This window comes from Streptomyces griseomycini (genome assembly GCF_014203535.1).
In the GTDB taxonomy this organism is placed as follows: Bacteria; Actinomycetota; Actinomycetes; order Streptomycetales; family Streptomycetaceae; genus Streptomyces; species Streptomyces griseomycini.
The window spans coordinates 756,336-769,278 of the sequence record NZ_JACHJI010000002.1; the positions used below are offsets into that span (position 1 = coordinate 756,336).

Consider the following 12,943-nt stretch of genomic DNA (forward strand, 5'->3'; position numbering starts at 1 on the left):
CCACTAGGAGGTACGGCCGTCAGCCAGCCACACCGTGGTGTCGCCACCGAGGAACGGGTCCGGCAGCCCCCACGGCGGGATGTCACCCGAGATGAGTCCCGCCAGGAGGGAGACCAGGCCGTTCTCGTGCTCCCACCAGTCGTCGTTCCTGGTGCTCACCACAACGGGCCACGCATCCGGGTCCGAGTCCCCCGTGCGCCAGTAGAACATGTCTCCCGAACTGCTCTCCGCGCAGTGCAGCAGCCCTCCGGGACGGGGGTAGGGGACGTATCCGTGCGCCATGTCGGCGTCGACCAGGTCCTCCAGCACGTCCAGCGCGTCCAGCTTGCTCGCCGCGGACTCCGCCTCGTGCCCGGGCCAGGGAGTGCCGACGAGCAGGAAGCCCCCGACGGAAAACGTCGGGTACGCCTCGCTCAGCTCCTTGTAGTCACTCGGCAGGTCGGTACCCAGCACACGTGCCATCTCCGACCAGTCGATCTCCCTCGCCCGTCCGGGGCGCTGTTCGCGCAGTTCCGGAAGAGCGCGTTCCAGCTCATCGACGCGGCTCAACACGAGTGACCCTTCCTCTGCTGGTTGGAAACGGGAGTGTTGAAGAGCACTCCCTTCTTCGTCACGGCCGTCATGTGAATGGCATCCGGTTTCAGTGCCGAGTTGTCGGGATAACTCAGCTGACCGGAGTAGAGAACCGGGTTGCCCGCCCTCAACTGCTTGACTATGCGGGACTCGCACCGCCGCATGCCGCTGGTGTTCATCTGCCGGTAGCCGGTGAACAGGTTCTCCGAACGCCACTCACCACCGTACTGGTCCGCGATGATGTGGGTCCGGTTGTAGGTGTAGAGGCCATTGGCATCCTGGGGGTTGGGGTTCGGGAAGCCGGCGACGTAGGGGTTCCCGTCGTCGTCCCGTCCCTGGTTCGGCTTCTTCAGGTCCTGCGGGCAGATCAGCGCGGTCGCGCCCTGCGGGCGGCCGTTGACCAGCGGCTGGTAGAAGAACCGATCCGACTTCGGCCGTGCGCAGAGGTTCTCGGAGGAGGTACCGCTGCCGCCTCCGGCCGAAGGGTCCGGCTGCGGAGAGGGCGAGAGGCCGGGGGCCGGCTGGTCCTCCCCGTTGGGGAAGAACTTGAAGTGGCCGCGGAGCTGCTCCGGGGTGAGCTTCAGGTCCTTCTGGGCACGCTGGTACATGTCGTCGACGTACTCCCGGTGCCCGGAGTCGCTGTCCGTGTCCGAGGTGGGGCGAGGTACGGCCCTGCTGAGGGCCTCCTTGATGAGCTCGCGCCACGGCGGCGGAGGCGGCGGGGGCGGGGGCCCCCACGGCTTGTTCGGGCCGACTCGGGGCAGATCCGCGCGCGGCTGCCACGGGTCGTTGCCGCCGCGTCCCGGGTCCTTGCCCCTGCCCTTGCCCGGGTTGCCGTTGCCGCCCCGGCAGCCGCTGCGGCAGCCGCTCGACGTGTCGGTCCTCGGGGCCGACGCCGCCAGCGACGCGGCGTAGGCGGCGAGTGCGGCGGCCGCCGACTTCCCCGACTGCGACAGCGAGTTGCCCCAGCCGGAGCTGTACCCGCCGGAGGAGGACGAACTGCCGCCCCAGCTCCAGCCCCAGTCCCAGGAGGAGCTGTCCCAGTTGTCGATCGCGACCTTGGTCGCGGCGCCCACCGCCACGGAGACGATGACGATCCCCGTGACCTCCATGACGCAGGCGTCCCAGAAGCAGTGCCCGCTCGGGTCCGTGTTGACCAGCGGGCTGCCGCCCGCGTAGCCGTACCGGTTGGCCCGGACCGACGGGACCGGATCCAGGGTCCAGGAGTCCCGGGAGGAGAAGCCGCCCGTCTCCGGGTCGTACCAGCGGGCGTGCATGTTGACCTGGCCGGTGGCCGGGTCGGTGTACTCGCCCTGGTAGCCCAGCGGCCCGGTGCTGCCCGAGGCCGCCGTCACCTTGCCGAAGGGCGAGTAGCCCGTCGAGCCGGCCACGGTGCCCGCGTCCGCCGTGAAGGCGCCGATGACGTCACCGTGCACGTCCGACAGCAGCGCGGTCGCGTTCGTGCCGTCCGCGTGTGCCGAGGACAGGGCCTCGCCCGACGGGTCACGGAAGACCGGGCCGGCTGCCGTGGCGACCGGGTTGTTGGACCGGTCCGCGTACGTCAGCGTCGCGTCGCCCTGCCGCACCAGGCGGCCCAGTGCGTCGTACCCGTACGCCGTGCCGTCCGCCGACACCATCCGGCCGTGCGCGTCGGAGGCGAACGCGTGGCTTCCGCCCGCGTCGCTGCTGCCGGTGCGGTTGCCCCGCGCCGCGTAGGTGTACGTCACGTCCCCGGCCGCCAGCAGGCGGTTGCGTGCGTCGTACGTGGCCGTGACGCCACCTGCGGACGTGCGGTTGCCCGCCGCGTCCCAGGTGTAGTCGGTGACCGTGCCGTCGGCGCCCGTCCAGCTGGTCAGGCGGCCCGTCCAGTCGTAGCCGTAGGACTGGGTGCCCGCGCCCGCGGTGCCGGTCGTCGTCTTCTCGACCAGGCGGGAGGCCTCGTCGTAGCCGTAGGCGACCGACGCCGTCGTCGTGCCGCCCGGTGCCTTCAGGGCGTCCGAGGTCGGACGGTCCAGGGCGTCGTAGCCCAGCGCGCGGGTCGCGCCGGTGCCGCCGTACGCCACCGACGTCAGGCGGGAGGCCTCGTCGTAGCCGTAGGTCAGCGTCGCCTTCGTCAGCGGGTCGGCCGCCGACTTCAGGCGGCCGGAGTCGTCGTAGCCGAAGGCGGCCCGGCCCGCCGCGTCCGTGCGGGCGGTGAGGCGGCCCTCCGCGTCGTAGGCGAAGGACGCCGTGCCGGACGGGCCGTCGGACGACAGCAGGTTGCCTCGGTCGTCGTAGGTGTAGGTGTTCGTGCCGCCCGGCGCGCTCGCCGAGGTGAGGCGGCCCGCCGCGTCGTAGCCGAAGACGTCCGGCGCGGTCGCGGCCTCGGCGCCCGAACCGGTCGCCCGGAGCAGACGGCCCAGCGCGTCGAAGGTGCGCTCGACCGTCACGCCGCCCGGCTGGAACTCCTTCACCGGGAGCCCGGCCGCGTCGTACACCGTGGTCCAGGTGCGGTCCGCCGCGTCCGGGTGGGCCTGGGTCGAGGGCTCCACCACCGACTCCGGGGCGCCACGGCTGGTGAAGCCGTACCAGGTGGTGTTGCCCCTGCCGTCGGTCAGGCGCGTGCGGTTGCCCGCCGCGTCGTAGCCGTACGTCGTCGTGATCGACGTGTCCGCGTCGACCGGCTCGACCAGCTTGGTCAGGCGGCCCAGCGCGTCGAACGTCTGCCGGACCGTGTGGCCGAGCGCGTCCGTGACGGCGACCGGGTTGCCGTCCGCGTCGTAGGAGGAGGACGTGGTGCGCAGGACCGTGCCGGCGCCGTTCTCGTCCCGGACCCCGGTGGCGCGGCCCGCCAGGTCGTAGGCGGTGTGCGTGGTGCGGCCCTGCGGGGTCGTCACCGTCGTGGGCAGGCCCGTGGGGCCGTAGGCGTGGGTGGTGACGCCGCCGGCGGTGTCCGTGACGGTGAGCGGGTCGCCCGCCGCGTTGTACGTGCCGGAGGTGGTCAGGCCCGTCGGGCTCTTCGTCGCGCGCAGGTTGCCCGCGTCGTCGTAGGTGTACGTCGTGGTGAACGCGCCCTGAGCGGGACGGCGTTCGAGGACCGTCGAGGTCACCTGGCGGCCGAGGTCGTCGTACGTGGCCTCGGTGCGGGTCCCGGTCGGACCGGTGGCGGACAGCTGCTCGCCCAGCAGGTCGTAGGTGAACGTCGACACCGGGGCGGCGGCGCCGTCCCCGGGAGCCGGAAGCGTCGCCTTCGACAGGTTGCCGAACTGGTCGTAGGTGTAGGACGTGGTCCGGCCCAGGGCGTCGGTCTCGCTCGCCAGGTTGCCTGCCGCGTCGTAGGCACGGGTGAGCTTGCCGGGCAGCGGGTCCGTGGCGCCGGGCGGGGTGTAGGACGGCAGCGTGGTGGCTGTCGCGCGGCCCGCGCGGTCGTACGTGGTGTGGGTGACGTGGCCGTTGGGGTCGCGGACGTCGGTCGTCTCGCCGAAGGCGTTGTAGCCGACGGTGGTGGTCGGGCGGACGTTCGCCGCCGGGGACTGCCGGGTCTCGGAGATCACCGGGGCGTCGCGCGTGGCGACCAGGCGGCCGAGCGCGTCGTACGTGTGGTGCGTGGTGTACGCGGCCGGGTCGGAGCCGGTGGCGTTGCCGCGCGGAGAGGTCGTGGCCAGCACCAGGCCGCGGTCGTCGACCTCGTGGGTCGTGACCAGGTCGGTGGTGCCGTTCTCCACCGTCTGCCGGACCAGGTCGCCGCTGGTGTTCCGTTCGTAGGTGACCTTCTCGGTGCGGGTTCCGCCGGTGCCGGTGCGGGTCGCCGTGTGCACCGCGCCGCCCGCGTCGTAGGTGTAGGCGGTGCGGCGGGCCAGGCCGGAGGGGTCGAGGACCTCGGCGGCGGTGCGGCCCGCGGCGTCCACCTCGTAGGCGGTGGTGACCTTGCCGTTGCCGGTGGTCTCACGGACCAGGTGGCCGGCGGCGTCGTACGTGCGGTCGCTCAGCACCAGGTCGCGGGTGGAGCCGTCCGGGTCGTGGAAGCCGACCAGGATCTCCCGCGCCTTGAGACCGTCGTCGTGGTACGTGTGGCGCGTGGTGCGGCCCATCGCGTCGGTGTGCTCGGCCAGGCGGCCGGCCGGGTCGTACGCGTAGGAGTCCAGGACGACGTCACGGGCGGCGGAGGGGTCGTTGGGGTCGCCCGTGTAACCGGTCAGCGTGACCGTGGCGAGGGAGCCCAGCGCCGTGTACGTGTACCGGAACGTCCGGTCGCCCGGCAGGGTGCGGCTGGTCTGACGGCCGTAGGCGTCGTAGGCGTAGGTCTCCTCGCCGCCCTCGGGGTCGGTGAGCGAGGCCAGGTGGCCGTGGGTGTCGTAGGCGCGCTTCGTGGTGCGGGTGGCGTCGCCGCCGAGGAGGTCGGCGACGGACTCCGTCAGCACCCTGCCGTCGCCGTCGTACGTGTACGTGGTGCGCGCCCGGTGGTCCGTGCCCGTGACCTCGTTCGTGGTGACCGGGCCGGTGACCGTCAGCGGGCGGGACTCGCCGTCGTACGTGGTGGTCGTCGTGACGCCGTCGGGGTGCGCGTCGGAGATCACCGTGCTGCCGGTCTCACGGCCGAGCGCGTCGTAGGTGTACTCGGTGACGACGCCCCTGGGGTCGGTGACCTTCGCCAGGTCGCCGGCCGCCGTGTAGGCGCGCCGGGTGACCGCGCCGCGCGCGTCGGTGCTGGTGGCGAGCAGGCCCGCCGGGGTCGTGCCGCCGCCGGTGGCGGGCTCGGTGCCGTCGGTGAAGGTGAAGGACTCGGTGCCGGCCGGCGTGGTGGTGGAGGTCCGGTCGCCGAAGGTGTTGTAGCCGTGGGACGTCTTGTGGGTGTCGTCGGTCGCGCTCGCCGAGCGGGCGTCGCGTACGGCGGTGAGTTGGTCGTTGCGCGGGTCGAGCGGGTCGTCGGGGTTGTGGAAGTAGCTGGAGTACGAGGTGTGGCAGGTGCTCTCGTCGCCGGTCTCGCGGCAGGTGGTCTGCGAGATGCGGTTGCCGCGCTCGTCGTTGCCGAACCGGGTGACGGAACCGTCGGGGCCGGTGGTGGCCGCGAGGTAGCCGCCGGTGTCGTAGGCGAAGCGCGCGGTGTGGCCGGCCGTGTCGGTCTGGGCGGTCAGCCGGTTGCCCTGCAGCGGGTCGTAGGTGTAGCCGGACGTTCGGTCGTCGGGGTCGGTGACCGTGACGGTGAGGGCCGGGGCCCCGTCGACGGCCTGCTGGTCGTCGGTGGCGGGCTGGTCCTCGGTGCCGGTGGCCCTCGGGCTCGACAGGCGGTACGTGCCGCCGTTGGCGTCCGTGTAGGACGACACGCGGTCGTGCACGGTGTCGTAGGCGACCTCGGCGTGCACCCGGCCGCTCGACCGGGTCACCTTGGTGAGCTGCTGGGCGACCTGCGCGGAGGCGTGGTGCTCGGCGACGGTGCGGGCGCCGAGGGGGCGGGAGTAGACCGCGGCCTCGTCGATGTCGCCGGCGAAGTGGCCGACGGTGCCGGTGGTGGCGGGCCAGTTGTTCCAGTAACCGGCACCGAGGTAGACGAAGCGCTGGTCGTACTGGGTGATCTCGCCGCTGAGACTGCCGGCCCTCTTGCCGTCCAGGTACAGCGTCTGGGTGTTGCCGGCGGCGGTCAGCGCCGCGTGGTGCCAGGCGCCGTCGTCGACGGCGGCGGCGGAGGTGATGGGCGCGTCGGCGCCGTTCCAGAACTCGCCGCGCAGCTTGCCGTCGGTGCCGACGTACAGGGCCGGGGTGTACTTGCCGGTGGTGGCCTCCTCCAGCGTGTGGTCCTGGTAGCTGAGGAGGACACCGCTGCCGGTGGTGCGGAACCACAGCTCGGCGGTCAGGTACGGGGTGTCGGAGACCAGCTGGTCCGGCAACTGCACGTAGGACGTGGTGCCGTTGAAGGTCGCCGCCGTGTCGGGGCTGCCCGCGAGCGCGCCGGGCGCGCCGAGCTGGACGTCGCGGTAGGTGCCGGCGTGCTCCTCGCGGCTCAGCGGGAGGTCGTCGGCCGCGTCGGTGGCGCCGTCCTTCTCGTCCAGGCGCCAGTAGGAGAACGGGCCGGCGTCGTGCACGACCGTGCGGTGGTGGGAGCCGTCGCCGTAGCCGTAGGCGGTGCAGGCGCCGAGCTCGTCCTCGGGACCGCACACGAGGGTGAGCCGGTCACCGGCGTAGGTGTACGTCCAGGTCAGCGGGTCGGCGCCGGTCTTCGGCGGGTCGGTGCTGACCTTCGTGACGTGGCCGCCGGACCAGGTCAGGTGCAGGGCGCGGCCGCCGGTGGCGGTGACCTCGGTCAGATCGCCGGCCGTGTCGTAGGTGAGGGTCTGGGTGCGGTCGCGGTAGTCGGTGGCCTCGGTGAGCCGGCCGTCCGCGTCGAAGACGTAGGTGGTCTGTTCCTTGTCGGTCAGCTTCCAGCCGCCGCCGCTGACGGCGGTCAGGGTGGAGAAGCTGCCGTACGGGGGCGCGTAGCTGCCGTCGGGGTTCTTCCCGAAGCGGACCTGGCGGCCCTCGGGCAGGGTGGCGACGACGTTGCCGGTGCCGTCGCCGTCCGGCGTGATCCGCATGTCGTAGCGGGTGGACCAGCCGGCGCCGAAGGCGTTGTCGGAGCGCGGGTCGCGGCTGTTGTAGGTGCGGGTGACGGTCAGGCCGGGGCCGACCGCGGCCACGGTCGCGTCGGTGTCGGTGGTGGTGTAGTTGCCGATGCCGGGGTCGACCTCGCGGCCGTCGGCGGCCGGGCCCCGGCCGCCCAGGTGGGAGGTGATCGCGGGCTGCTCGACGGCCGTGGTGACCGTGTAGAAGGGGCTCAGCGGGGCCGACAGGCCGTTCTCGCGCGCCTTGACGCGCCAGAGGTACTGCTTGCCCCAGGTGAGCTTTCCGGCGGGCACGTTCCAGGTGCGCTTGGTCAGCCAGCCGGAGTTGACGCAGTCCACGGGTGCTTCGGGGGTGCCCGCGCAGATCTCGAACCAGTGCTCGATCGACGCTCCGGACGGGTAGTGGTCGATGGTCTCCGTGTCCGCGAACAGTGCCGGGGTCAGGCTGCCGACCTGGCCGCCCGGGCTCGGGTACACGGCCGTGATGCGCGGACCGATGTCCTGGGAGGTGATGTTCACGGTGGCGGGCGGCACGCCCTCGCTGCCGAACCACTTCTGGTCGCGCAGCCGCTGCAGCTCGAAGTTGACCTTGTACGTGCCCGGCGGCAGCGGGGGTACGCGGGCGCCGAGCGTGGTGTCGTCCCCCGGGGTGATGCGCTCGTTGAGGCGGGTGAAGGCCACCTGGTCCATCAGCGCGCCGGTGCTCTGGTTCCTGACGCGGGCGCCGAGACGGACCTCGTTCCAGCCCAGCGGCTCCCAGGTGAAGTCACCGAGGTTCTTGACGTTGACGCTCACCTCACCGCTCTGGCCGCCGGTCACCGGGGCGCTCTGGGAGCCGACGGTGTACTTCGCACCCCAGCCGCTGTGGGTGACGGCCAGGTACGGCTTGCTGGCGGAGTTGGCGCTGCCGAACCGCTTCCAGGGGCCCGAGGTGTCGAAGTCGGCCCACAGGGCGAGGCCGTGGTTGGCCTTCGAACCGTCGACCCAGCCCTGGACCAGCTCGACGCCCTTGCGGTCCAGGTCGATGACGCGCCACTTGGAGCCGCCGCAGTCCACGCCGTAGGCGAAGGAGTCGTCGGCGATCAGGTGGTCGAAGCTCGCCGGGCGGTTGTTCCAGGTGACCGTGGTGGAGCTCCACGAGCCGGTGACCTGGTGGACCGTCATCCTCTGGGCACTGCAGCTGGAGGACCAGACGTTGAACAGGCCGAGGTCGACGTCATGGATGTAACGATTCTTCAGCTGGCTGGTGACGTGGTCGAACTTCAGGTAGCTGATGGCCCGGTTGGTGCCGCCGTCGTAGCTGCCGACCTTCAGTTCGTCGTCGCCGGCGAAGTTGCCGTCGGGCCAGGTGTTCTGGACGAAGGAGTCCCCGTTGTCGTCGATGTCGTCGACGCTGGGGTCGACGCGTACGGGGTAGACCCGGTCGGGCGAGTCCAGCCAGGCCTCGTCGAGCACGACCTTCAGCGACCAGCGCCCGTCGCTCTCCACCAGCCGGTAGTCGACGTCGCCCGACAGGGCGGGGCCGCCGGTCCTCGGGTCGTGGGCGGAGTCCTCCATCCACCCCTTGGATATGACGGCCTGGACCTCGCCCTCCGCGTCCTTCAGCAGGACGGCGCCGTGCGCGTCGAGCGACGGGGTGAGCCCGTCGAGGTGCAGCGGGAAGGTCCACTCGCGGGGGGCGTCCGGTGAGTTGAGGACGATGGTCTCCTTGACCGCGCCGTGCGCGGCCTCCAGGACGATGTCGGAGTCGCGGCGGACGTCCTCGTAGTGCGCGGCGTCCTCGCGCACCTCTGCCGCGGCGCCGGCGGCCCCGGACAGGCCGAAGCCGACCTCGTGGCGGCCGTCGTCGACCTCCAGGGTGGCCAGGGCGGGGTCGTCACCGCGGGTGGCCAGGGTGAGTCCGGTGTCGTCGGCGGCGGCGGCGAGCCGGTCGCCGCCGGTCTGCCCGGTGCGCGGAGCGCCCTCGGTCCCGTCGGCGGGGACGAGCGAGGTGTCGATCTCCCGCCAGGTGCCGTCCGTGCCCCGGTAGTGCACCTGCTCGGTGTAGACGCGGGTGGTGCGGGTGCCGTCGGGGTTGCGGAACTCCTTGGAGGCGGCGGTGCGCTCGCCGGTCTCCTCGACGCTGCGCCCGGGGTCGTACCCGGCGGGGTCCCGCTGGTCACCGGCCTCGGTCCGGGGCTTCGGCGCGGATGCGGCGGTCTTCGGTTCGACCGGGGCGAAGGCGGTACCGGGGTCGTGCAGGGGCAGGGCCCCGCGGGCCGCCGTCAGGTCCGCGGGGTCGGCCGTGCCGCGGCCGTTCGCGTCGGTGCGCCCGAAGCCGACCGCGTGCTCCCGGCCGGCCGCCGTGCCGGTGCGCTGCTCGGGCGGATCGGCCTCGGACCAGGGCGCGGCCGAAGCTGACCGCACGAACGGCGTCAGCGCGGGCGGCGGCAGCAGGGTGGCGCCCAGTGCCAACAGCACGCTGCCGGACGTCAGGGCTGCCGCCCGCGCGGGGCGCCCGGAACGACGGCGCCGGAGACCCACGAGGGAGCGGAGGCGGGGGCGGCTGGGCACGGAACTCCTCGAAACCACAAGGCCGATCGCCCGCACGCGGGGGCGATCGGCCGGAAGCAGGGGGGGACCGGGCGCACTCGTCACCGGAAGGGGAGACACCCGGGCGGCGTACACGCTAGACGATCGGACGCCGCTCGAACCGTGCCCATGACAACGGATTTATAACTACATTTACTGTCTTGCCCGCCCCTCACGGACCCGTCACAGGTCCTCCAGCCAGCCCGCTACCCCCACTGACCTGCAGCAAACCTTTTCAGCCAGCCGCCGGACGACCGATCGGCCGCACGGAAGACCGTGATCGATTCGAGACGATCACCTGGATAACCTGCGGCGTCATCACACGGACCGGCTGCCTCCCACAGTGGCCGACTCGCCCCGCGACGGGATCCCGACAGCGAAATCCCGCCATGGGCAACCTCCGCACGCCCGCAGGAAAGTGAAAAGGGCTCATGGCCGAAGAGAAGGCAGACACGACACCCAGGCGCCGGCCCAGGGCATGGCGGTCGGCCGTCGCCCTGCTCGCCTGTGCGGCCGCCGCGACCGCGGCCGTCCTCACCGCCGGACCGGGGGACGCCGCGAAGCCGTACGACTTCGACGGCGACGGCACGCCCGACCTGGTCGTCGGCCTGCCGGGCAACACCGTGGCCGGGCACGCACGGGCCGGCTCGGTCGTCATCGCCGACGGCACCTCGACCGGGCCGGCGAGCACCGCCGTCCGCATCGACCAGGAGTCCCCCGGGGTGGGCGGCGCCTCCGAGGCCGACGACGGCTTCGGCCAGTCGGTCGCGGCCTGCGACTTCGACCGGGACGGTTACGCCGACCTGGCGGTGTCCTCACCGCTGGAGGCCATCGGCGACACGGAGGGCGCCGGCATGCTGAGCGTGCACTACGGCGGTTCGGGCGGGATCTACGAGGCGACCACCGAGACCTTCTCCGAGGACACCACCGGCTACCCGGGCTCCGTCGGCTGGGACGAGATCTTCACGTACTCGCTGGCCGCCGGCGACGTCAACGGCGACGGGTACTGCGACCTGGCCGTCGGGCAGCCCCTCGACATGGCGGGCGACAAGCCGAACTCCGGAACCGTCAAGCTGATGTTCGGCACCTCCGGCGGTCTCAACGCCGCCGACACCGTCCAGCTCGACCAGTCCACGGCCCACGTGCCCGGTGCACCGGAGGCCGAGGACCGCTTCGGCGAGCAGATGGCCGTCGGGGACGTCAACGGCGACGGCGTCGGTGACCTGGTCGTCGCCACGATCGGCGAGCAGATCTCCGGCAGCTCGGACCGCGGCTCACTGCACGTCCTGTACGGCCCCATCGAGGACGCCCCCGCCTCCGGCGGTTACGTGGACGCCGGCAACGTCACCGGTGTCGGCGAGTTCGCGGGGAGCGCGCTGGCCGTGGGCCACTTCGAGGACGACGACTACGCGGACGTCGCCGTCGGCGTCTCGGACGAGCAGGTCGGCACCGCGGGTGCCGCCGGCCGGCTGGCGGTCCTGTACGGCGGCTCGCACGGGCTGTCGGCCAACAGCCGTGTGAAGCTGTTCGACCAGGACTCGCCGGGCATCGCCGGCGGACCCGAGGCGGAGGACCACTTCTCCTCGTCCCTCGCGGCCGGCGACTTCGACGGCGACGGGGTGGACGACCTGGTGGTCGGCATGCGCAGCGAGGCCATCGGCTCGGCGAAGGGCTCCGGCGCCTCGATGGTCCTCTTCGGCAACGCCACCGGTGGCATCACCACCAAGGGCGCCCTGTGGATCGACCAGGACACCACGGGGGTTCCCGGCGCCGTCGCCGAGGGCGACCACTTCGGCTGGACGGTCGGCGCGCTGGACACCGACGGCGACGGCCGCGTCGAACCGCTGGTCGGCGCCCCGGGCAACGCGGCCGGGACGGTCACGGTCCTCAAGGTCCGGCCCGGCGCCCTGGAGTCGGCCGAGGCCTTGGCCGAGGCCGACCTGGGCTTCACGGCGGGCAGCGACGGCGACGTCTTCGGCATGGCACTGCCCCGCTGAGCCGGCTCAGCCCACCTCGCCCGCGAGGACCTCGGCCGCCGACGCGGCGGTGACGGCCCTCGCGAACCAGACGTCCAGCGTGCCGAGGTCCCGGCAACCGGCGACGCGCTCCCGCTCCTCCTCGGACACCTCGACGCCCCGGTGGTCGAGCAGGAGCAGAACGTCCTCGCGCCGTGCCTGGGCCCGGCCCTCCTCCCGGCCCTCCTCCCGGCCCTCGGCCCGGCCCTCGGCCCGGAGCTTCTGAGCGGTCTGCGACTGGAAGAACGAGAGGTCCATCAGCCCGCGAGCCCGGTCTCCCCGTCCGACGCGAAGACCTCCGCCACCGACGTCGCCGTGATGGCCCTCGTGAACCAGAGACCCAGCACGTCGAGGTCGCCGCAGCCGACGATGCGCTCCCGGTCCTCTTCGGTGACCTCGACGCCCCGGTGCTCCAGCAGAAGCAGAATGTCCTTCGCCCGGCCCTCGGCCCGGCCCTCGGCCCGGAGCTTCTGAGCGGTCTGCGACTGGAAGAACGAGAGATCGACGGCCATGAGATGCCTCCGGAGATCTGCGGCCGGCGTCGCGCCGAGGCCTTGTTCCGTGAGTTCGATGAAGGTGTCCGCGGTGTCCCCGTCGTCGGCCGACAGGCCTTTCAGTGCCTTTGCCAGCGCGTTCAGTATGGCACCGGCGTCCGGGTCACGGCGGTGCAGCGCCGCGGACAGGACCGTGAGCGGGATGTCGCGGGCGGCCTCGGCCGGGCTGTCGATCACCGGCAGGTCGTCGGGGCCCAGGACCAGGGGCCGCAGCGTGAGCGAGGGCCACTGCCGCGGGCCGATGTCGACCTGCCGGGCCGCCCAGGCGGCCGTCCCCCGGTCCGCGCAGACGACGAGGAGTACCGGCGGAACGCGGTACTTGGCGTACACGTACGAGAGGTAGTAGGCCCAGCTCGCGGGCTTGCGCGAATCCGGCTCCCCCTGTGATTCGACCGCGAGGAGGAAGCTGCCGTCCTCGGTCTCCAGACGCAGGAGCGTGTCCACCCGGCGCTCCAGTGGCTGGGTCTCCGTGAGGTCGGTGGAGAGCTCGGAGCTGGAGAGGGGTGGGGGAAGGCGACGCCCAGGTTTCTGGCGGCGCGGGAGAAGAGGCCCGGGTCCTTCTGGAAGATCCGGTGCAGGGCCTCGTGGGATGAGCTGACCATGGGGCGAAGCTATGGGCGGAACGGCATGTGCCGCCCGCATATACCCCATCCTT

Annotated in this window: 4 protein-coding genes and 1 pseudogene; 1 reads left to right on the plus strand and 4 read right to left on the minus strand. The window is 72.4% G+C overall.

Translation table 11 applies throughout. The features are described 5' to 3' along the window. Positions 1 to 3: 3 nt before the first annotated feature. Both FHS37_RS08025 and FHS37_RS40460 read right to left on the minus strand, forming a co-directional pair. Positions 4 to 549 carry an SMI1/KNR4 family protein gene (locus FHS37_RS08025; RefSeq protein ID WP_184818483.1) on the minus strand — a complete coding sequence of 182 codons (546 nt, stop codon included), beginning with the start codon at positions 547 to 549 and terminating at the stop codon, positions 4 to 6. Next, the gene (locus tag FHS37_RS40460) at positions 546 to 9,608 is read right to left on the minus strand and encodes a DNRLRE domain-containing protein (RefSeq protein ID WP_184818485.1); all 9,063 of its coding nucleotides are present in this window, start codon (positions 9,606 to 9,608) and stop codon (positions 546 to 548) included. Before FHS37_RS40460 ends, FHS37_RS08025 begins: the two co-directional genes overlap by 4 nt. A gap of 542 nt (positions 9,609 to 10,150) precedes the next feature. On the opposite strand from FHS37_RS40460, the gene FHS37_RS08035 reads away from it, so the two are divergent. Further along, complete coding sequence (locus FHS37_RS08035; RefSeq protein ID WP_184818487.1) at positions 10,151 to 11,716, plus strand: FG-GAP and VCBS repeat-containing protein; 1,566 nt, start codon at positions 10,151 to 10,153, stop codon at positions 11,714 to 11,716. Positions 11,717 to 11,722: 6 nt separating this feature from the next. Here the strand turns inward: FHS37_RS08035 and FHS37_RS08040 are convergent, their stop codons facing one another. Continuing rightward, positions 11,723 to 11,992, minus strand: a complete 270-nt coding sequence (locus tag FHS37_RS08040) for a hypothetical protein (RefSeq protein WP_184818489.1) — start codon at positions 11,990 to 11,992, stop codon at positions 11,723 to 11,725. Beyond that, a pseudogene (locus FHS37_RS08045) lies at positions 11,992 to 12,890 on the minus strand (RpnC/YadD family protein). The gene FHS37_RS08040 and the pseudogene FHS37_RS08045 overlap by 1 nt, the downstream one beginning before the upstream one ends. Positions 12,891 to 12,943 lie beyond the last annotated feature (53 nt).

Excerpts from the sequence above, each read along its gene's own strand:
- FHS37_RS08040 (WP_184818489.1), bottom strand. The coding sequence starts at position 11,992 with ATGGACCTCTCGTTCTTCCAGTCGCAGACCGCTCAGAAGCTCCGGGCC.
- FHS37_RS08035 (WP_184818487.1), top strand. The coding sequence starts at position 10,151 with ATGGCCGAAGAGAAGGCAGACACGACACCCAGGCGCCGGCCCAGGGCA.